This window comes from Vibrio splendidus, assembly GCF_001557875.1.
GTDB lineage: Bacteria > Pseudomonadota > Gammaproteobacteria > Enterobacterales > Vibrionaceae > Vibrio > Vibrio splendidus_F.
Genome location: NZ_LNRF01000004.1, coordinates 44604 through 66382, shown reverse-complemented (window position 1 = coordinate 66382; position 21779 = coordinate 44604). Strand labels below are relative to the sequence as shown.

Sequence of the window (21779 nt, the reverse complement as noted above, 5' to 3'; positions counted from 1 at the left end):
CTGCGTTTATCGCAGGTTTTTTTCGTTATGCCACTGGGAACTAGTAGGAGTAAGTCATGATGACATTGATGATTTTTCTACCCGGGCCTCCGATAAATTCTAAATTAGCTCCGTAAGTTTTCGTGATATTCCAGTTTGCTCCGATGATTGCAGAGTAGTCTTCCGCGCTCTGTTGAGATAATTGGTAAGACAGTCCATCCACACCTAGTGCGTTGTTTTCTTGGGTTAGCCCTTCGCTATGCATGTAAGCGGCACCCATATAGGGGAAAATGTTACCCCAGTTTTCAGTTTGGATAAGTTGGCCAACTCGTGGGCTGAACAACATTGTTTTAGTGTTAGTACGCTCATCATCAGTGCGAGAGTGCGTCATACTGGCCGGAAGCACATAAGTGAAATCCCCAACCTGACCTACAATATTCATTGAGAACCCCCAGTTCGAACCTTCAACATCGGGATAAAACTCCGGAGTGCTGACGGATTCTTTAGCGCAAGTGGGTAATCTTGGATGATTGTCGCAAGCTTTAAAGAGTGAGGTCGGTATTTCGGCTGTTAATTGTGTTCCACCCGAGAAACGGCCTACATGCACACCCATTTGTAAGAAAGGAAACACCCAAGCCGCAGCGCGCAGCTGCATGCTTTTGCTCTCGATCTCAGGAGTACCAAAGGACACCTGAGAAAGATCGTATCTGTCTCCTAAGTCTACATCGCCAACTTGCACGCCCAAATCATACATTTCGATGTTTTGTTTAGAAGCGTTACCTATAAATGAAACAGAAAATGGTAGAGGCAGAGCGTAACCTAGATCAATTGCTTTTTGGGCATGAAAGGGCAAAGCATGCTCCCACTTTTTATTCAGCTTTTGCTGTGTTTCAGCATCAGGAAAATCGACTCGTGCACCGTTCTCTGCCTTACTTGGTGTTGACCCTATAGCCAATGCGACAGCGGCACCTAACGTTGTAAATTTCGTCATGATGGCCTCTTAAAACGCTTCGTTGATCGACAAGTAAAGGCCTTGGGCATCATTGGATCCAAACCCGAGATCAACACGAACATTCATACGAGGTTGGAGTTCATAGCGATAACCAACGCCATAGCTGTAAATTTTATCTTGATACAGCTCGTTGGTGTTTTTAGCTGTTGTAGCGAGACCTGCCCACATCGTAAAGCCATGTTTGGTGTAATCACCATGGCTCATAAATGACTGGCGATACTCCATGGTGTGCTCAATGCTGTGCATATCACGGTAGCGTCCGTAATAGATGCCACGCATGGAATCTTGGCCGCCAAAGGTCGGCAGTTCGTAATAGGGCACATCGCCTGTACTTAGGTTGGCAGTATTGAGAAAAGCGAAGGTGGAGCCTTTGATTGGTGTCCAATAAAGACGGTAATCGGCTTCGGCTTTTTCAAAATTGGAGTCACTGCCAAAGTTGTCCTGGTAGCTCGCGTATTCAAGGCTTAGAAACTGACCTTGACGTGCATTTACTGCGATGTCTCGAGTATCCCACTGTAAGGCTAACCCTAGCCCTAAAGTGAAGGGGTTATCTTGACCGTAGACAAAATCGGTATCTTGAGCGACGTTTGATGAAATCGACTCTTCAATGGCCTTTTTGTACTGCAGGCGAAGTATTGGCCCTAGGTAAATGTTGTTACCTAAGTGCATTCCTAGATCGGCATTGTAAGTGACGAAATCATAGTCGACTAAGTTCTCTTCATCTTTGCCGGTATTTACCCCTGATTGATAACCTGTACCGAAGTAGTACAAGCTTTGTTTTCCCATCGATAATTGGCCGAAGTAACGAAGTCGATTCTGTGGAGAAAATATTTTTTGCTTAGAGCGAACACCAAACCCTACACCGCTATCCATTTCATTGGCGATACCCACTAATGTGATAGAAGATCGTTGAGTTTTGCTCGGTTGTTCCGGTGTGGTGTTAAATGAGTACAATCCTCCGATGGCAAGCATAAAGCCAGTTTCAGGCATGTAAGCTGGCCCCCCAAGCAGTGAAAATAATCCGTTATCTTTGTTATCTGGTGGCGAGGGGAGAACTGTATCTTCTTGTGCTAAAGAAGTAGAAGAGAGTCCAAGGAGCAGGGAGCAGATCCATTGCAACGAGCCAAAAATAGTCGTTGTTTTATGTAGCATGGTGCACTCATGTGTTCACTAAAAGAGGGAGTATCTATGTCTGTGCTACGAGGAGGTAATGATCAGTTTCAATATCTGATATGTGTTAACTGTATATCTTTGTTGGGATAAGGCTTGGAGCACCATCTTGACCGGCTTCAAAATGGTGCACACAAAATAAATTGGTTACTTTGGTCGCTTAGCGAGGATTTTATCAAGGTGGTTGGCAAACTCACGACGATCGGTTTGAGAAAGGGTACTTGGTCCGCCAGTTTGGATGCCACTTGAGCGCATAGTATCCATGAAGTCACGAATGTTCAGACGTGCTTTGATTGTCTCTTTGGTATAAAGCTCGCCACGAGAACTGAGTGCTTGCCCACCTTTGGTGATCACTTCGTCGGCCAGAGGGATATCGGATGTAATCACAAGGTCGCCAGGTTCAGTGCGTTTTACGATTTCATCATCAGCAATATCAAATCCGCTTGGCACTTGAATCGAGTGAATGTTATTGCGTTTAGGAACGGGAACCAGATGGTTTGCCACAAAGGTACATTCAACCCCTGTGCGCTCAGCTGCGCGTACGATTGTTTCTCGGATAACCTTTGGACAAGCGTCCGCATCAACCCATATCTTCATAGTGTTCTAATTTCTCTGTTAGCTTATTTATCGGTCAACTTATTGCTCAGTTGCCTTATTGATCAGTTAGTTTAGCTTCAAGCATGGCAACGCGAGCAGTGAGTTCAAAGATTTGCTTCTCTAGTTGGCTAACACGATCAAGTGCAGGCTCTTCTTGTGTCGCGACTTCAACTTTAGGAACGCGATTTGCGCTTTTCCAGCTCTTGATGGTCGTAATTAAAGCTGGCATCGGAACGGATGTGCTCATACGAGCCTTAACTAAAGCAACTGTCGGTTCTTTCCCTTGCGCTTGCAGTCCTTCAAGCACTGATTTCAACTCTTCAGAAACATCTTTTGTCAGCATGTTGATCTCCATTTTTAGTCTTCAGTCATTTTACTCGCTCTGGTGAATGATAGCGAATCATAAAACCGCCCATGGCTTGTGAGAGATCTCTTACAAAGGCTGTGAGATAACACGAATACATCGCTAGAGAGATTGATGTGCATATGGTTAAGGTGTTGATTTTTAATTGTTTTATATAATTAACAACTTTTTCGAATTCAAAATGTGATGCAAATCTATTGTCCGAAACCCTAAATCGCGTAAATTAAACCTTGTCGGAAGGATTCTGACACGGAACAGGAAAGCACCAAGGATTTGGTTATCTTCAGGATGAAGATTTGGTTACTTAGGATTGAGTGATCAAGCATGGAGCGTAAGGACATTGTAGGGATACAGTCAGTTAACAGGAAGTTAGCTGCAACGGAATGACAATGGACACCTCTAGGATTAAAGGGTTGGATTAGCATCAGGACGATGTAAAGGACACCGCTCACGGAACAAGTGATGTGCGCTAACTAGGATTGTTAGCTTTCAGGAAGATTGGACACCGCTAGGACGGCGAAGTAAAGGAAAGAGCTGAAGGATTACAGCCACTATTATGGATGATGCATGGAGCATTAATTAGTAGCCGGACTGCTGCGAGTAAGACCCTAGCCCTGACACTTCGGTGTCGGGGCTTTTCTTTTCTTGGAGCTTTTATCTAGGCGCTGTTCTTTATTTTAGAGCACTACATCTGTTTTTCTGCTAATGGTCAACACAAGGAGTGTTTTATGACGATAGCAACCTCAAGAACGCTGTTGGTACCTTATACCGAACAGCTACAACTCGACTTTATCAAGTTAAATTGCTGCCCCATTAATCGTGCTGAAATGAACGGGCCTCACTCTTTCGCCTCTGCGAAGCATCTTTTTCAAGAAATACTACAAGATAACGTAGGGTTCTGCCGCGCGATCATCCACAACCAAACCCGTGAATATCTTGGGCATGTCTTTGTTTCATCGGAAAAGGGTAAGCATGAACTTGGCTTTATTTTGGATAAAAAATACTGGAATCAAGGCTTTGCTAGTGAGGTACTAAAACCTTTCTTTAGTTTGGTGCGCTTTGAAGAGCGTTTAACGAATGTTGTTGCGACTGTGAATGTCGGCCACAACCCATCCATTAAACTATTGGAAAAATTAGGCTTTGCATTTAAAGAGACCAAACAAGATCAGTTTGGCCCTTATCATGAATATCGTTATACCGAGTATTGCGACGTTACATTCTATGAGGCTGTAGCTCAAACCGCATAGAGCGGAAGCCTACCATAGTCAGTTTTCCTTGGTACAGGTCATCACCTAACGCCGAAAACTCAAATTGGTACACAGTATGCCAGCGCCAAATCGTAGTAAGCTCATGGCGCATCTTAAGTTTATGACCACTAAAGGCCACGCTCAATAGCTGTAAGTCGAGCTCTTTACATTTTCTCGCAATGGCAGCTTTCGCAAGCTCTGATTGCCTGCGCTGCTGCCAAAACAGAAAGCAAAAGAAGCACAGCATCAAAATAGCCAATAAGTTATCTATCATTTAATCCATACTTCCTTTTATCTCTCTATTCCAATCGTGATAGTTGCACATTTTGATGAGCTACAGAGTGAATCTCTCTGTGAACTTATTTAGCTTTAGCCGCTTGCTGCAGTTCGACCAGTGCGTTTGCAAGTTCTGGTGATGGGTTCGAGTTCAATAATGGTAAAAATACCATTCTCAGTGTCGGAATCATCACTAAATCTGCAAATAACTGATTGAACAGGTTCTGGTTGCCTGTTTGTGCGAGGCGCAACAAGAATTGCTCTGCAATCGCTGGATCTTGTAGTGCGTGCCAGCTGCGACCAGCCAAACCAATTAATACCTCTTGATGGCTTAGGCGTGGGCTAGCCAAGACTTGATTAATCACGGCATTCGTTGTGTTTTGCTCTGCGCCAGAAAGGGCACGTACCAGTGCTGACAGTAAGAACAGATCCGGTTCTTGACTGTTAATCTCATTCTCTGTCATTTCTTGTAAGCGTTGAGCGAGCTTGTCATTGATTTGAGTATGCTCAAGTGCCCCCAGTGTGGCGTAGAGAGGTTCTGAAGGCAGTTTATTCAATGCTTTGCGAATCGCGACACCATTTTGTTGGTTGCCCAAGCGAGCACACATATCTGTGATGCCTTGTAGGCCAACGGTTTTCCAGTTGTCCCAGCCTAGTTCGCCAGTGAAGTAGTGTTGAGCGTGTTCGTAGTATTGGCTCGTCGCCAAGTCTAAACCTGCTCTTACTTGGCTATGGAACACCGCCATTTTGTCTTCTGAAGGCTTGAAGGTATATGGGTTGTTAGACAGCTTTTGTTGTTGCTCTTCGCTGATCTCACCGTTCAAACGTGTGCCCATCGCTTCGATAACAAACTTAAGGAAATTGCCGACATCACCCTGATGTAATAGGCCTCTCTCATCCAGTTTGAATTTCAGGAACCAGATCCATGGTTGTTTGTGTTCGTTCCAGTAGCTAATCGCTAAGTGAGCTTGTTTCTGAAGTGGAAATGGGTACGGTTGTTTCCCTTGCTCAACATCAGAGAATAAGGTGTTGTCGATCTTCTGAATACGGCGACCTAGGTCGTAGATATCGTATTGGCAACCGCTATTCTTTAGTAACTGAGTGAGCGTGTGAATCGTTTCCATAGTAATAAAGCTCCTAACTTTCTTTCCTAAATAGATGGTACTCTATGCCCCAATTTCAAGGTCACTAGATAAATAACTTGGTGAAAAATGACAGCAGCCACAAAGTTACCTCTTTTACTTCAACAATTAGAACAACAAATGCGCCAATGTTCCCTATGGAGCACGCTTCCGCCTTCGGATGAAGCTCTAGCGAGCGTTGAACCTTTTGCTATTGATTCTCTGCAGCCAGAAGAGTGGTTGCAGTGGATCTTTATCGTTAAGATCAACGCAATGATGGATGCGAACATGCCGCTACCGAAGGGTTTTGCTATCTATCCTTATTTTGGTGAAGTTTGGAAAAATGAGGCAGACAAAGTCGAACTGCTAGTGACGATTCAGAGCATTGATGAGGTATGCGCGTAATGTTAGAGATCATTTATCAAGATGAGTATTTTGTCGCGGTGAATAAGCCCGCTGGCATGCTAGTGCATCGCTCATGGCTGGATAAACACGAAACGCAATTTGTTATGCAGACACTGCGTGATCAAATTGGTCAGCATGTATTTCCATTACACCGTTTAGACAGACCGACATCTGGTGTGCTGGTATTTGCGTTGTCGAGTGAGGTTGCTTCACAGGTGATGCCAATGTTCGCTAACCATGAGATGCAAAAAACTTATCATGCGATTGTCCGTGGCTGGATAGAAGAGGGCGATACGCTCGATTATGCACTTAAGGTTGAGCTGGATAAGATTGCGGATAAGTTCGCGAAAGAAGACAAAGAAGCGCAAGAGGCGGTGACTGTCTATGAACCGCTAGCAAAAGTAGAAGTGCCATACTCAACAGGACGTTTTCCTACGAGCCGCTACTGCTTGGTTGAGATGATGCCAAAGACAGGTCGCAAACATCAGCTGCGTCGTCACATGGCTCACCTAAGACATCCGATTGTGGGTGATACTTCACATGGTGATGGTAAGCACAACCGATTGTTTCGCGATGATTTAGATTCGCACCGTTTGTTGCTGCACGCTTCTGAGCTTCGCTTCATTCACCCTTTTACTAAAGAAGAGTTAGTGATGAAGGCCAACCTAGATGAAACTTGGCTAAGGTTGTTTGAAACCTTTGAGTGGGATACCAACTTAATTGATGCTCAAACTTGCTTGTCCAAGTAAGTCACGCGTGTTTAAGTAATTACGAGTCTAAGTGAATAGAGAAAATAGAATAAAAACAAAGGGCTGATATTAATATCAGCCCTTTTTGATGTCAGTGCGACCTTAACGGCATAACTATTATTGGTTAGTTAGTCGTTAATTGTGGGATCATTTTAGCTTTTCTAGATCGGCTTCGATCTCAGCGATCTTACTTGATACCACTTTCTCTAGATGGCGTAAGTCGGTAAGGATCTTCTGCTTCACATCCACCTCAGCCGTTGGCGTCGGTTTGGTGATCTTGTTGAGCTCATCAATCACAAGAGTGAGGTTGCGGTTAATCTCAGTCACTTCTTTGTATTGATTATTGCCACCGCTAACAAGCACACTTTTTACTTGTCGTGGGTACTTAAATTTAACGCTTTTCGCGAACAGTTCACCTTTCTGCTTACGAAAGTAAATCTTCAGGATATCTTTGTGCGCTTCTTGGCGAAGGGAGTAACGTTCAATCTGTTTAGGTTCGTGTATACCTAAGCCAGTGAGGTTTGGATACATAAGCGACCTCTAGGTTATGAATGTAATACTTTTATGTAATTGACTTGATCAATGTAGCAGCCTAACGACGAGCTAGATAGTTGATATCTGTGAATTGATTGTAAGTTGTGGGCAAGATCGCTCTCTATCTTTGCCCACACTTATTTGATTATTAAACCTGCTTTTAGACTTAATTCACTTTCTAAGGTGCGAGTTCTGAAACGTGCTCGGTTAATCGTTCTCTTAGCGCCTGCTCTTGCTCTTCAGACAGTCTTCCCCCTGCTTCACTGGTCAGAATAAACAAATCCTCTGCTCGCTCACCTATGGTGGTGATTTTCGCACCGTGTAAGTTGATGTCTAGCTCCGCAAAGGTTGCACCGACTTGAGCCAATAACCCTGGCGTATCAAGGGCTCTTAACTCCATCAAGGTGCGCTTTTTGCTCTTGGTTGGCAGGAACTCAACTAAGGTTTTGACCTTAAAGTGCTGCAAGTTACGTGGCGTGCGACGCGTCTTAATCTTCGTCGGTCGGCCATCAGCCAATACATGAGTCAAATGTTTAGCAACGGCTTTGTGTCTTGCTTCATCAATGGCTTCGCCGTGCTGGTCTAGTACGATAAAGGTATCCAAAACATGGCCATCTTTGCTGACCATGACCTGCGCGTCATGAACGTTAAAGTTGCGCCTGTCGAGTTCGGCAACCACGGTCGCAAACAGTGCCGCTTGGTCTTTACAGTAAACGAACACCTCGGTACCGCCCCGTGTCGCTTTCTTACTGATCAGTACTAATGGTTGGCTTGGATTTTCCAGGCGAAGTAAGTGCTCACAATGCCAAGCGATTTGTTTGTGCGTATGACGTAAGAAGTAATCGGCTTTGAAGCGCTGCCATAGCACTTCAATTTCACGAGCAGTGAAGCCTTCTTTACGCAGCAGTGCTGATGCCATTTGTTGATTGTGACGAATACGATCTCTAACATCGACAGGGTTTTCTAAGCCACGGCGCAGTGCTCGCTGTGTAGAATGGAACAGTTCAGCTAGCAGGGTTCGTTTCCAACTGTTCCATAACTCAGGGTTAGTCGCACAGATATCGGCAACGGTTAAACAAACCAGTAGCTCGAGTGACTCTTCATCTCGCACTTTTTTAGCGAATTCGGTGATCACATCTGGGTCGTAGATATCACGGCGCTGGGCAGTAACCGACATCAACAAGTGATTTTGTACCAACCACGCCACTTGTTTAGCTTCAGGTTTCGATAGCCCGTGCTCGATACAGAAAGAGTAAGCTTCAACTGCACCAATCTCAGAGTGGTCTCCGCCACGGCCTTTGCCGATGTCGTGGAAGATAGCAGCAAGGATTAATAACTCTTTCTTCTGTACTCGTGGGTACACTTCACAGCAGATAGGGTGCTTATCGTGGTTTTCAATTTGACCAAAACGGTTGATATGCTTGAGTAGGCGAATGCTGTGTTCATCCACGGTGTAAACATGGAACAGGTCGAATTGCATCTGACCTACTATCTGACTCCATTGCGGTAAGTACGCTGAGAGTACGCCGAGCTTATGCATCAAGCTAAAGGCTTTGTGCAGAGCATTCGGATGGCGAACCAATGCCATGAATTTGTCTCGAGCTTCAGGAATGGTATGCAGGAATCGGTTCAATCGACGACGCGCTGTTCGTAGTTGTCGCAATGTTGGGGGACTTACTCCTTCGATGGTCGAGTCATTAGCAATATGGATAAACATATCGAGAATCGTTTCTGGTCTCGCTTGGAATAGGGCAGGCTTACGCGCTTCGATCAATGACCCTCGACGTTGGAAGTCATTATCGAGAATCTCCGCATCTTGGGTCTGACCGCCATTGATGATCGCTTGATCGAACAGTTTCAGAAGCATTTTATTAAGCTCAGCTACGCGGCGAAGTGTTCGATAGAACTCCTTCATCATCATCTCGACGCCACGATTCCCTTCGCCCGTATAACCCAGATGTTCAGCTACTTGGGCTTGATGGGCAAACGTCAGACGATTGTCGTAACGGCGTAACTCAATGTGCAGTGCAAAGCGAACGCGCCATAGGAAATCTTGGCACTCAACTAATTCACGATACTCCGCATCGGTTAGAAAGCCGTATTTGCTCATCTCTAACAAAGAGGTCGCACCGAAATGGCGACGCGCAACCCAGCTCAGAGTGTGGATGTCTCTTAATCCACCCGGAGTCGATTTGATATCGGGTTCTAGATTGTAAGTGGTGTCGTGGTAGCGAGCGTGACGCTCTCTCTGCTCTTTAATCTTAGCCTTGTAGAAGGTTTCACTTGGCCAAAATGAATCGGAATGAATCTTCAGTTTTAGTTCTTGGAAGGTGTCTTCACTGCCACACAACAATCGCGATTCTTGAAGGTTGGTTGCAACGGTTAAGTCATCAATACCGATCTCGAGACATTCGGCAATGGTACGCACAGCGTGGCCGACTTCTAATCTTAAATCCCACAGTAGAGTGATGAATTGACTGACTTTCTCCCCCAGTGCTGGTGGCAGTGTTTTTTGTGAGACGACTAGGATATCAATATCGGATAAAGGGTGTAGTTCACCACGGCCATAGCCGCCCACTGCGACAAGTGAAATATGAGGTAATTTATTGAATCCAAAATGATCCCATAATCGACTGAGAAGCAAATCCATGTACTCGGAGCGCAGCAGAACTAAGTCGGTAACTGGGTGGTGATTCAGAAATTCATTTTTTTGATACTGCGTGAAGATCTCGAGCTGATTTTTTAATTCGCAGATTTCAATTTGTTCGTCATTGAACGTAAGAGGGCATTGATAAGGCATAGTCTGCTATCCGTGCAAGCAAATGAGAATAGTAAACAATTTAACAGAAGCTGATGGAAAGTCGAAATTGAGCGGATAAAAAAATATCCTCGATAATGCGAGGATATTTTTAAAAGGCTGATGCGTTCAGTTCGGCGAACTAAGCGTTCTTCATGATGCGTGGAATCGTATCGTCGCTGCGTAGTGTTAGTACTTCACAACCAGTATCCGTCACAACCAGAGTGTGTTCCCACTGAGCCGAGTTCTTGCTGTCGGCTGTGTATACGGTCCAGCTATCTTGGTCATCAAGACGGCAGCCAAATTTACCTGCGTTGATCATTGGCTCGATAGTGAAGCACATACCTGCTTTTAATACAGTGCGGTCGTTGTTTTTGTAGTGAACGACTTGTGGGTCTTCATGGAATTCAGCCCCAATGCCGTGACCACAGTAATCTTTAACAATTGAGAACTTCGCGCGTGGGTTGTTCTTATTGTTTGTTTTGATGTACTTCTCGATAGCAGTACCTATTTGGCCAAGCTGGACACCAGGTTTTACTTGGCGCATGCCTTCGTAAAGTGCTTCTTGAGCAACCATACATAGACGCTTGTTTGCTGGTGAAACTTCACCCACTAGGAACATCTTAGAGGTATCACCGTGGTAACCTTGTGGACGAACGCTTAGATCTGCGTTTTCGTCATCAGGGATAATTACCGTGATATCAACGTTAAGAATGTCGCCATCTTTTAGTACCGCCGGTTTGAATTGACCTGTGCTGCCAGTCTCATCTTGTGATGCTGGAATGCCGTGGCACACAATGTGGTTGATAGACGTACAGATTGACTTAGGGAAACCGTGGTAATCAAGTGGTGCTGAGTATGCGCCTCTTTCTAGAGCGTACTCGTGACAGATTTGGTTTAGCTCTTCTGTCGTTGTACCTACTTGGATGTGAGGTTCAATCATCTCTAGAATTTCAGAAGCCAGCTTGCCGGCGACGCGCATTTTTTCAATTTCTTCAGCAGTTTTAATTTTTACAGCCATTGCATATCTCTTAATTTGGTAGCACCTAAGTGTGCATATTGGGGCTATTCTATCAGTGCAGCATTTTAGCGCAACATTCCCATATCCGCACAATACCGATGGATACTGTTTAACCTGAGTAAATAATGTTCGGTTAAAAGATGTAGAAGCAACTCGATATGGATGCCATTTATAGAGGAAATTCGTCTTTAGAGGTCAGTATAGCAGTCGCCATTTTTCGATTTTTTTCTAGCCATAGATAGACAAAATATGGTATAAAGCGCGCCGGACATCAGGAGTGTTTTCTCCAATTGGCGAAACAAGCTTTGTGTCCACTAACTTATTTCTTTAAATCACACACATTCCGACACATGTTCCGGGGTGCCTCAACAACACAAATAACGGCTGAAAAGTGGTTAGTTGTTAGGGGTCGGATTCATGGGGGATGTGGAGGCCTAACCCCATAGAGGATTTTAAAATGGCAACTGTATCAATGCGCGATATGCTTAAAGCTGGTGTTCACTTCGGTCACCAAACTCGTTACTGGAACCCAAAAATGAAGCCATTCATCTTTGGTGCTCGTAACAAAGTACATATCATCAACCTAGAAAAAACTGTACCAATGTTCAACGACGCTCTAGCTGAAATCGCTAAAGTTGGCGAGAAGAAAGGTAAAGTTCTTTTTGTTGGTACTAAGCGCGCTGCATCTGAAGCTGTTAAAGAAGCTGCTATCAACAGCAACCAGTTCTACGTTAACAACCGCTGGTTAGGCGGTATGCTAACGAACTACAAAACTGTTCGTCAGTCTATCAAGCGTCTGAAAGAACTTGAAGCGCAAGCTCAAGATGGTACTTTCGACAAGCTTACTAAGAAAGAAGCTCTAATGCGTACTCGTGAAATGGAGAAGCTAGAGAAATCTCTTGGTGGTATCAAGAACATGGGCGGCCTTCCAGACGCTCTATTCGTAATCGATGCTGATCACGAACACATCGCAGTTAAAGAAGCAAACAACCTAGGTATCCCAGTTTACGCTGTAGTTGATACTAACTCTAACCCAGACGGCGTTGACTTCGTTATCCCAGGTAACGACGATGCAATCCGTGCAGTACAGCTTTACCTAAACGCTGCTGCAGACGCGGTTAAAGAAGGTCGCAACAAAGATGTTGCTGCTGTAGCTGCTGAAAAAGACGGTTTTGTAGAAGCTGAATAATAGCGGCTCTGAGCCATATTTAGTTCATATTAAGCGGTCATAATCGGTGGCTTAACGGACTGAATACAGTCAATATCAGGGGCCAATTAATTAGGCCCCTGTTTTTTATCTTTTTTAGAATTTACTGAGGAATAGAGAATGGCAACTGTAACTGCAGCTCTAGTTAAAGAACTTCGCGAGCGCACTGGCGCTGGCATGATGGAATGTAAGAAAGCGCTTGTAGAAGCAAACGCTGACATCGAACTAGCAATTGAAAACATGCGTAAGTCTGGCGCAGCGAAAGCAGCTAAGAAAGCTGGTAACGTTGCTGCTGAAGGCGCAATCATCATCAAAGAAGAGAACGGCGTAGCTGCTCTTCTTGAAGTTAACTGCCAAACTGACTTCGTAGCAAAAGATGCTAACTTCACAGCATTCGCAGAAGAAGTTGCAGCTGCTGCAGTAGCTTCTCAAGCAACTGTTGAAGAGCTACAAGCACAGTTCGAAGAGACTCGTGTTGCTCTAGTTGCAAAAATCGGCGAAAACATCAACATCCGTCGCGTACAGTACGTTTCAGGTGTTGCACTAGCATCTTACCGTCACGGTGAGAAAATCGGTGTTGTTGTTGCTGGTGAAGGCGAAGCTGAAACTCTTAAGCACGTTGCAATGCACGTTGCTGCATCACGTCCTGAGTTCCTAAACCCAGAAGACGTACCTGCAGACGTAGTTGCTAAAGAAAAAGCAGTTCAAGTTGAAATCGCTATGAACGAAGGCAAACCAGCTGAAATCGCAGAGAAAATGGTTGTTGGCCGTATGAAGAAATTCACGGGCGAAATCTCTCTAACTGGTCAAGCTTTCATCATGGAGCCTAAGCAAACTGTTGGCGCTATCCTTAAAGAGAAAGGCGCTTCAGTATCTAACTTCGTACGTCTAGAAGTTGGTGAAGGCATCGAGAAAGCAGCTGAAATGAGCTTTGCTGACGAAGTTGCAGCGGTACAAAAAGGTTAATCCTTAGCGTATTGTTTGAAAAGAGACCGTGGCAAATGCTGCGGTCTTTTTATGAATAGTGAATTATTTTTTAGCTGTTATGAATGCAAACTGAGCTATTCAGTTTTTATCCATGACTGTTAATCATCAACTCTTTGGAAGGTAAACTCCATGACTACGAACCCTAAACCGGCGTATCAACGTATTCTGTTAAAACTTAGCGGTGAAGCACTACAAGGCGAAGAAGGTTTTGGTATTGACCCGACGATCCTTGATCGTATGGCTCAAGAAGTGAAAGAATTGGTTGAACTAGGTGTTCAAGTAGGCGTTGTTATCGGTGGTGGTAACCTTTTCCGTGGTGCAGGCCTTGCTGAAGCAGGTATGAACCGCGTTGTTGGTGACCACATGGGTATGCTTGCAACGGTAATGAACGGCCTTGCAATGCGTGACGCTCTTCACCGTGCTTACGTAAACGCACGTGTAATGTCTGCAATCCCTCTTAAAGGTGTGTGTGACGACTACAACTGGGCAGACGCAATCAGCCAACTACGTCAAGGTCGCGTTGTGATCTTCTCTGCTGGTACTGGTAACCCATTCTTCACTACGGATTCTGCTGCTTGTCTACGTGGTATCGAAATCGAAGCTGACGTAGTTCTAAAAGCGACAAAAGTAGATGGTGTATTTACTTCTGACCCTGTAGCAAACCCAGACGCAGAGCTGTATGATACGTTGTCTTACAACACAGTTCTTGATAAAGAACTTAAAGTAATGGATTTGGCTGCATTTACGCTAGCACGTGATCACAAAATGCCAATCCGCGTATTTAACATGAATAAACCAGGCGCACTACGTCGCGTGGTTATGGGTGAAACTGAAGGTACATTAATCAGCGACGCTGACTAATTTTTCGGGCTTACTGAGGTGTTAGACTTTGGTAAGCTTATCCTTATCACTCAAATAAAAAGCTTTCTTGAAGAAAGAACATAATCAAGGTGAAATTGTGATTAACGAAATCAAAAAAGACGCTCAAGAGCGCATGGTAAAAAGTGTTGATGCACTAAAAAACAGCCTGCAAAAGATTCGTACAGGTCGTGCGCACCCAAGCCTACTTTCTGGTCTTACTGTTGAGTACTACGGTGCTCCAACGCCTTTGACTCAAGTAGCTAACGTTATCGCTGAAGATGCTCGTACACTAGCTATTACAGTGTTTGATAAAACACTGACTCCTCTAGTTGAAAAAGCAATTCTGACATCTGACCTAGGCCTAAACCCTATGTCTGCTGGCACAGTTATCCGTGTTCCACTTCCTCCGCTAACGGAAGAGCGTCGTAAAGACCTAGTTAAAATCGTTCGTGGCGAAGCTGAAGGTGGCCGTGTTGCTATCCGTAACATCCGTCGTGACGCGAACGGCGATCTAAAAGCACTTCTTAAAGATAAAGAAATCTCTGAAGATGAAGATCGTAAAGCACAAGACGAAATTCAAAAGCTAACTGACGCTGCGGTTAAGAACGTAGACGAAGTTCTAGCTGTTAAAGAAAAAGAGTTGATGGAAGTTTAATTTTCCATATTCTTTTCTTTCCGGAAAAACGCTGTACTCACGGTGCAGCGTTTTTTTATGCTACTCTGTTCGACTATTAGAATTTGATTCACTCTTTTATGCATAATTCTCAAGCGTTCACAGACTCTCTTCCTAAACACATTGCTATCATTATGGATGGTAATGGCCGCTGGGCAAAAGCTCAGGGCAAGCCTCGCGTCTTTGGCCATAAAAACGGTGTTCAAGCCGTTCGTAAAACTATCTCTTCTGCTGCCAGACTTGGCATTAAAGCCGTTACTCTTTTTGCGTTTAGTAGCGAGAACTGGCGTCGTCCTGAAGAAGAAGTCGGTATTTTGATGGAACTGTTTATTTCAGTGCTGTCGAGTGAAGTAAAAAAGCTTCATAAAAATAATCTACAACTTCGTGTTATTGGTGATAAAAGTCGTTTCAATGATCGACTACAAAAGAAGATAGAAGAAGCGGAAGCTTTGACTAGCACCAATACCGGTATGGTTATTAATATTGCGGCGAACTACGGCGGTAAGTGGGATATTCAGCAAGCAATGACCTCTATTGCTCAACAGGTAAAGTCTGGTGATATTAGTGTAGATGACATTGATGAAGCTATGATTACACAGCACCTGACGATGGCAGATATTCCTGAAGTCGATCTACTTATCCGTACCAGTGGTGAATGCCGCATTAGTAATTTTATGCTTTGGCAGTTGGCTTACGCCGAAATGTATTTCACTGAACAATTCTGGCCAGACTTTAATGAAGACAGCTTAGTAGAAGCTGTGACTTGGTTTGTAAACCGTGAGCGTCGTTTTGGATGCACTGGTGAGCAAATTAAAGCTCTGATGGACAGTTAATAAGGATTTTTTGGTTTGAAACAACGAATTATTACGGCGTTGATTTTAGCTCCCCTAGTTATTCTAGGCATTTTCGAGTTATCACTTCCTACATTTATTCTTTCATTAGCGGTAATCTCGCTATTAGGTTTTTGGGAGTGGACTCAGTTTGTTGAAAGCAAATCGCGTTATTTAGCGTTGATTCCAACGGTTGTGGTCAGTGCCGCAAGTTTTGCTTTTATCCCTTTTGATGCATTTAGCCTTAATAACTTGTCTACTGCTCACTACGCCATTCTAACGATTGGCTCAATTTGGTGGGTAATAGCGAGTGGTATGGCGGTGACTTATCCTAAGTCTATGCCTGCATGGAAAGATTCTTCTCTTCTTCGTCACGCCTTTGGTGTGCTGACTCTGCTGCCATTCTTCTGGAGTGTGGTTATCCTGCGTGCTAACGGTATCGATGTTGATCCTTACCACGGTGCAAAATTGGTGATGTTTGTTTGCTTGCTCGTTTGGGCTGCAGACAGCGGTGCTTACTTTTCAGGAAAGAGCTTTGGTAAGCGTAAAATGGCCCCAGCGGTAAGCCCGAATAAAACGATTGAAGGTCTTATTGGTGGCATCATTACTGCAGTGATCGTGGCTTGGATCTTTGCTGACTTGTTTGATATTCAATTCACAAGTCCTCTTCACATGATTGTTATTACTCTTGTGACCGTCGTTATTTCTGTTCTTGGTGACCTTGTTGAAAGCATGTTTAAACGTGTGTCTGGGGTGAAAGACAGTAGTAATCTGATTCCTGGTCATGGTGGTATACTAGATAGAATAGATAGCTTAACGGCTGCATTCCCTGTCTTTGCTCTGCTTTATTTAGCATTCTAATAAAAAAGGGCAGTGATTCTGCCCTTTATTACATTTCTACGGTCATATGTGATGCGAAATCTAACTATCCTTGGCGCTACCGGCTCTATTGGTGCAAGTACACTAAAAGTCGTTGAGCAAAACCCAGATCTTTATACGGTCGTGGCACTAGCCGCCGGTTCGAATGTTGAAAAGATGCTGGCGCTAGTTGAAAAGTGGCAACCAAGCTATGTTGCTATGGCTTGCCCCGATGCAGCGTCTCAACTGAGTGATGTGTTGTCTTCTGATTATCCAAACATCAAAGTACTTTCAGGCTCAGAAGGCATGTGTCAGGTCGCTTCCCTAGATGAAGTAGACACGGTAATGGCTGCGATTGTTGGTGCCGCAGGTTTACTTCCTACTATGTCTGCGGTTAAGGCCGGTAAGCGTATCTTACTTGCTAATAAAGAAGCCTTGGTGATGTCTGGACAGTTGTTTATAGACGCCGTGGAAAAGTACGGTGCTGAGCTACTTCCTGTCGACAGTGAACATAATGCTATCTTTCAGTGTTTGCCGCAAAACGTCCAAACCAATCTAGGTCGCTGTGATTTAGAAGCTAATGGTATTAACCATATTCTACTAACTGGTTCTGGTGGTCCTTTCCGTTATACCGACGTGGCTGAGTTGGAATCAGTGACTCCTGAACGCGCTATTGCACACCCTAACTGGTCTATGGGCCCTAAGATCTCCGTCGATTCAGCGACCATGATGAATAAAGGCTTAGAGTACATTGAAGCGAAATGGTTATTTAATGCCTCTCAAGAACAGTTGAAAGTGATTATTCATCCTCAATCTGTGATTCATTCGATGGTTCAGTACAAGGACGGCTCTGTGCTTGCTCAAATGGGCGAACCGGATATGGCGACACCAATCGCTTTAACGATGTCTTACCCTGAGCGCACAGAAGCGGGCGTTAAGCCTCTGGATTTCACTAAAGTGGGCGAGCTTACTTTTCTAGAACCAGACTTTAGTCGTTACCCATGTTTAAGGTTAGCGATTGAAGCTTGCTACTTGGGTCAGCATGCTACAACCGCAATTAACGCGGCAAACGAAATTGCCGTCGATGCTTTCTTGAACAATCGAGTGAGGTTTACCGATATTGCTGTCATTAACGAACATGTTATGAGCAAAGTATGTGAACAACATAACTCTGAGGGCTTAGATAGCTTGGAAAGCCTTCTCGAGCTAGATAATATGTCTCGTCAATTAGCCAATCAATTTATTAAAGAGCAGCTAGCATGAGTGGAATTCTGTGGAACTTCGCATCCTTTATTGTAGCGCTTGGCATTCTGGTCGCTGTTCATGAGTTTGGACACTTCTGGGTTGCTCGTCGCTGTGGTGTGAAAGTTGAGAAATTCTCGATTGGTTTTGGTAAATCAATCTGGAGCAAAGTTGGCCGTGATGGTACGGAATACAGCTTGTCAGTCATTCCATTGGGCGGCTACGTTAAGATGCTTGATGGTCGTGTTGACGACCTTTCTGAAGATGAACAACAATACGCTTTTGATAAGAAGCCATTGTGGAAAAGAACGGCGATAGTTGGTGCAGGTCCTGCGTTTAACTTTATCTTTGCCGTCTTTGCATATTGGCTAGTATTTTTGATTGGCGTGCCGGCGGTTAAACCTGTAATCGGTGAAGTCACACCGCAATCTATTGCTGCACAAGCCGGAATTGAAACTGGAATGGAACTTAAATCTATTTCAGGAATCAAAACCGCAGATTGGGAGTCAGTCAATATGGGTTTGATATCACATATTGGTGATCAGTCCATGACTGTAACGGTTTCTTCTCAAGACGATATCGGCTTTGAACAGCAGATGACATTGGATATTTCAGACTGGTCATTTAACCCAGAAACTGAATCAGCAATGACAACGCTTGGTTTTAGACCGTATTCTCCAGAGATATCGACAGTGCTCGCTCAAGTCATTGATGACGGTGCAGCATACGATGCCGGAGTAGAGGTCGGCGACAAAATTGTTGAGATTAATGGACAGCCTATTGAACAGTGGCAGTCGGTTGTTGAGTTAATTCGTGCAAATCCAATGACAGCATTGGACTTGGTCGTATTGCGAAATGGGGTTGAACAGCCCTTAGTTATGACGCCCAAAAGTCGTGAGCTTTCTGATGGTTCGACAATTGGCTATGCAGGTATTGCTCCAGAAGTCGCAGAATGGCCAGAAGATTATCGCTTTGAGTTACAATTTGGTGTAATTGAGTCTGTAGGAAAAGCATTTGATAAAACAGGTCAAATCATTGGATTGACGCTGACAATGCTTAAGAAGCTCATCGTTGGTGATGTTGGCTTAAATAACTTGAGTGGCCCGATTTCAATAGCTAAAGGTGCAGGGACAACCGCCGATTACGGTTTGGTTTACTTCTTAGGCTTTTTGGCTCTGATTAGTGTTAACTTGGGTATTATTAATTTGGTTCCGCTGCCTATGCTTGATGGCGGACATTTGCTCTTTTTCGCTATTGAGGCCGTTACTCGTAAACCGGTTCCTGAGAAAGTTCAGGAAATGGGATACAGAGTGGGAGGTGCAATCCTCTTCTCTTTGATGGCTCTGGCAATATTTAATGATTTTACTCGTCTGTGAATGGTTTCTCACAGGCATTGGTAGTAGCAAGGAATAATTAGAATAAGTATGGCGATTAAGCAAATTCTGTTCGCAAGTCTATTAGCCACTAGTGTGGCAGCGAACGGAGCACAAAACTTTGTAGTTCAAGATATCAAGATTGAAGGTTTACAGCGTGTTGCACTTGGTGCGGCTCTACTGAAAATGCCAGTGCGTATTGGCGATGAAGTAGATGAAAGCGATGTGTCTGAAATCATTCGTGCATTGTATGCTTCGGGTAACTTTGAGGATGTTAAAGTCCTTCGCGATGAAGGTGTTTTAGTTGTTCAAGTCAAAGAACGACCGACCATCGCGAGTATCTCATTTTCGGGTAACAAAGCGATCAAAGAAGAACAGCTTCAACAGAACCTAGATGCATCTGGCGTTCGTGAGGGTGAAGCCCTTGACCGTACTACGCTAAGCAACATCGAGAAAGGCCTTGAAGATTTTTACTACAGTGTTGGTAAATACAACGCGACAGTAAAAGCGGTTGTGACGCCTTTGCCTCGTAATCGTTCTGACCTTAAGTTTGTGTTTACTGAAGGCGTATCCGCTAAGATTCAGCAAATCAACTTTATCGGTAACGAAGTCTTCTCAGACGCTGAGCTACTTAGCCGCTTTAATCTGAACGTTGATGTTGCATGGTGGAACTTCCTTGCGGATGAAAAATATCAAAAGCAAGTATTAGCGGGTGATATCGAAGCGCTGAAATCTTACTACCTCGACCGTGGTTACCTTAAGTTTAAGGTAGACTCTACTCAGGTTGCGATCTCTCCAGATAAGAAAGGCGTTTATATCACGCTTGGTATTGATGAAGGCGAAGCCTACACCGTTAAAGATGTCGCATTTCGTGGTGAACTCATCGGCCGTGAGGCTGACTTTGAAGCGCTAGTGCCATTTGAAGACGGTGATACTTATAACGGTTCATCGGTAACGTCTTTAGAAGAGAGCGTAAAAAGAATTCTTGGCGAATCTGGCTATGCGTACCCACAAGTTCGTACGATTCCTGAGTTCAATGATGAAACCAAAGAAGTGTCGTTAGTTATCAATGTAGAAGCGGGCAGCCGTATCTATGTTCGCGATATTCGATTCACGGGCAATAACTCAACGAAAGATGAAGTTCTTCGTCGTGAAATGCGTCAAATGGAAGGCAGCTGGCTTAACTCTAAGTCAATTGATACTGGTAAGAGCCGTCTTAACCGTTTAGGTTTCTTTGAAACGGTTGATGTACAAACAGTTCGTGTTCCTGGTAGTGAAGACCAAGTTGATTTGGTTTACAACGTTAAGGAAGCGAACTCAGGCAGCATCAACTTTGGTGTCGGCTACGGTACGGAATCAGGTGTCAGTTTCCAAGTTGGTTTACAACAAGACAACTTTGCAGGCTCAGGTAACCGTGTTGGTGTAAGTGCCATGATGAACGATTACCAAAAGAACGTGAGCTTAGACTACCGTGACCCATACTGGAACCTTGATGGTGTGAGTCTAGGCGGTAAGATCTTCTACAACGAGTTTGAAGCATCTGAAGCGGGTATCGTCGACTATACAAACCAAAGTTATGGTACTAGCTTAACATGGGGTTTTCCTATGGATGAGCTGAACCGTATCGAGTTTGGTGTTGGCTACACACACAACAAAATCGGTAACGTACCGACTTATATCCAGGTTGAACAGTTCGCGAGAAGTATCGACCAATACGGTGACGAAAACATCTTAACCAATGATTTCGACATCAATATTTCCTGGACGCGTAACAATTTGAACCGTGGTTTCTTCCCAACAGAAGGTAACCACCAACGTGCTTTCGCTAAAATGACGGTACCAGGCTCTGATGCTCAATACTTCAAAATGCAGTACGATGTAAAACATTACATCCCGCTGACCAAAAAGCATGAGTTCACACTATTGATGCGTGGTCGATTAGGCTATGGTAATGGCTATGGTCAAACGAATGGTAACGATAACTTGTTCCCATTCTATGAGAACTACTACGCGGGTGGTTTTACAACCCTACGTGGTTTTGGCTCTAACTCGGCAGGCCCGAAAGCCGTTTACGGAAGCAGCACAGGTAATAACCCAACCTACGATACCGCTACTGATGATTCAGTGGGTGGTAACGCGGTTGCCTTGGCAAGTTTAGAGTTAATCGTACCTACGCCGTTTGCTTCTGATGAAGCGCGCAGCCAGATTCGAACCAGTGTCTTCTTCGACATGGCAAGTGTATGGGATACAGAGTTCGTAGACCGTGGCGCACCTAACAGTGGCAGCCAGTACTACTACGATTACTCTGATCCAACAAATTACCGTTCATCTTATGGTGCAGCCCTGCAATGGATGTCACCGATGGGCCCACTGGTTTTCTCTCTAGCGAAACCAATTAAAATTTACGAAGGTGATGACGAGGAATTCTTCACATTCACCATTGGTAGAACTTTCTAATATTTAAAGGACAATATTT

Annotated in this window: 21 protein-coding genes; 12 read left to right on the top strand and 9 right to left on the bottom strand. The window is 44.3% G+C overall.

All coding sequences use genetic code 11. The features are described from left to right. Positions 1–40 precede the first annotated feature (40 nt). The 4 genes from ATB74_RS11685 to ATB74_RS11670 form a co-directional block, all read right to left on the bottom strand. On the bottom strand, positions 41–970 hold the full coding sequence (locus ATB74_RS11685; RefSeq protein ID WP_061018632.1) for a hypothetical protein: 930 nt from the start codon (positions 968–970) through the stop codon (positions 41–43). A 9-nt stretch (positions 971–979) separates the two neighbouring features. Then, the gene (locus ATB74_RS11680; protein WP_081090103.1) at positions 980–2143 is read right to left on the bottom strand and encodes a BamA/TamA family outer membrane protein; all 1164 of its coding nucleotides are present in this window, start codon (positions 2141–2143) and stop codon (positions 980–982) included. 165 nt (positions 2144–2308) lie between these two features. Continuing rightward, positions 2309–2758 carry a YaiI/YqxD family protein gene (locus ATB74_RS11675; RefSeq protein WP_060982534.1) on the bottom strand — a complete coding sequence of 150 codons (450 nt, stop codon included), beginning with the start codon at positions 2756–2758 and terminating at the stop codon, positions 2309–2311. Positions 2759–2813: 55 nt separating this feature from the next. Beyond that, positions 2814–3101, bottom strand: a complete 288-nt coding sequence (locus ATB74_RS11670; RefSeq protein ID WP_061018630.1) for a hypothetical protein — start codon at positions 3099–3101, stop codon at positions 2814–2816. A 749-nt stretch (positions 3102–3850) separates the two neighbouring features. Here ATB74_RS11670 and ATB74_RS11665 point away from each other — a divergent pair. After that, positions 3851–4369, top strand: coding sequence for a GNAT family N-acetyltransferase (locus ATB74_RS11665; protein WP_061018628.1), 519 nt, complete (start codon positions 3851–3853; stop codon positions 4367–4369). Here ATB74_RS11665 and ATB74_RS11660 read toward each other — a convergent pair. Continuing rightward, positions 4335–4643 (bottom strand): DUF3301 domain-containing protein, encoded by a 309-nt coding sequence (locus tag ATB74_RS11660; protein WP_017060748.1) that lies wholly within the window; start codon positions 4641–4643, stop codon positions 4335–4337. The two genes, ATB74_RS11665 and ATB74_RS11660, sit on opposite strands and share 35 nt — an antisense overlap. A gap of 85 nt (positions 4644–4728) precedes the next feature. After that, positions 4729–5769, bottom strand: a complete 1041-nt coding sequence (locus ATB74_RS11655; protein WP_061018626.1) for a DUF3549 family protein — start codon at positions 5767–5769, stop codon at positions 4729–4731. 87 nt (positions 5770–5856) lie between these two features. Here ATB74_RS11655 and ATB74_RS11650 point away from each other — a divergent pair, with 87 nt between their 5' ends. After that, a complete protein-coding gene (locus tag ATB74_RS11650) occupies positions 5857–6171 on the top strand; it encodes a YqcC family protein (RefSeq protein WP_061018622.1) in 315 nt (104 codons plus the stop codon). Further along, a complete protein-coding gene (truC, locus tag ATB74_RS11645; protein WP_017060745.1) occupies positions 6171–6920 on the top strand; it encodes a tRNA pseudouridine(65) synthase TruC in 750 nt (249 codons plus the stop codon). Before ATB74_RS11650 ends, truC begins: the two co-directional genes overlap by 1 nt. Positions 6921–7067: 147 nt before the next feature. Here truC and ATB74_RS11640 read toward each other — a convergent pair whose 3' ends face one another. From ATB74_RS11640 to map, 3 genes are all read right to left on the bottom strand, one after another. After that, on the bottom strand, positions 7068–7451 hold the full coding sequence (locus tag ATB74_RS11640; protein ID WP_004734354.1) for a DUF3461 family protein: 384 nt from the start codon (positions 7449–7451) through the stop codon (positions 7068–7070). A 181-nt stretch (positions 7452–7632) separates the two neighbouring features. After that, positions 7633–10254, bottom strand: coding sequence for a bifunctional uridylyltransferase/uridylyl-removing protein GlnD (glnD, locus tag ATB74_RS11635; protein WP_061018619.1), 2622 nt, complete (start codon positions 10252–10254; stop codon positions 7633–7635). 139 nt (positions 10255–10393) lie between these two features. Further along, positions 10394–11272: a type I methionyl aminopeptidase gene (gene map, locus ATB74_RS11630; protein WP_060982528.1), complete on the bottom strand. Its 879-nt coding sequence runs from the start codon at positions 11270–11272 to the stop codon at positions 10394–10396. A gap of 457 nt (positions 11273–11729) precedes the next feature. On the opposite strand from map, the gene rpsB reads away from it, so the two are divergent. From rpsB to bamA, 9 genes are all read left to right on the top strand, one after another. Then, complete coding sequence (gene rpsB / locus ATB74_RS11625; RefSeq protein WP_009847420.1) at positions 11730–12461, top strand: 30S ribosomal protein S2; 732 nt, start codon at positions 11730–11732, stop codon at positions 12459–12461. A gap of 138 nt (positions 12462–12599) precedes the next feature. Beyond that, complete coding sequence (tsf, locus tag ATB74_RS11620; RefSeq protein WP_017630772.1) at positions 12600–13445, top strand: translation elongation factor Ts; 846 nt, start codon at positions 12600–12602, stop codon at positions 13443–13445. A gap of 150 nt (positions 13446–13595) precedes the next feature. Then, entirely contained in the window at positions 13596–14327 is a 732-nt protein-coding gene (gene pyrH, locus ATB74_RS11615; RefSeq protein ID WP_017630771.1) for a UMP kinase, read from the top strand. 97 nt (positions 14328–14424) lie between these two features. Further along, positions 14425–14982 carry a ribosome recycling factor gene (gene frr / locus ATB74_RS11610; RefSeq protein WP_017060741.1) on the top strand — a complete coding sequence of 186 codons (558 nt, stop codon included), beginning with the start codon at positions 14425–14427 and terminating at the stop codon, positions 14980–14982. Positions 14983–15080: 98 nt separating this feature from the next. Further along, positions 15081–15833, top strand: a complete 753-nt coding sequence (locus ATB74_RS11600) for an isoprenyl transferase (RefSeq protein WP_061018617.1) — start codon at positions 15081–15083, stop codon at positions 15831–15833. Between the two features lie 15 nt (positions 15834–15848). Next, entirely contained in the window at positions 15849–16691 is an 843-nt protein-coding gene (locus tag ATB74_RS11595; protein ID WP_048606675.1) for a phosphatidate cytidylyltransferase, read from the top strand. A gap of 51 nt (positions 16692–16742) precedes the next feature. Further along, a complete protein-coding gene (ispC, locus tag ATB74_RS11590; protein ID WP_061018614.1) occupies positions 16743–17951 on the top strand; it encodes a 1-deoxy-D-xylulose-5-phosphate reductoisomerase in 1209 nt (402 codons plus the stop codon). Further along, positions 17948–19306, top strand: coding sequence for a sigma E protease regulator RseP (gene rseP, locus ATB74_RS11585; RefSeq protein ID WP_061018612.1), 1359 nt, complete (start codon positions 17948–17950; stop codon positions 19304–19306). The genes ispC and rseP overlap by 4 nt, the downstream gene beginning before the upstream one ends. Positions 19307–19354: 48 nt before the next feature. Next, positions 19355–21760, top strand: a complete 2406-nt coding sequence (bamA, locus tag ATB74_RS11580) for an outer membrane protein assembly factor BamA (protein ID WP_061018610.1) — start codon at positions 19355–19357, stop codon at positions 21758–21760. The last annotated feature ends 19 nt before the right edge of the window (positions 21761–21779 follow it).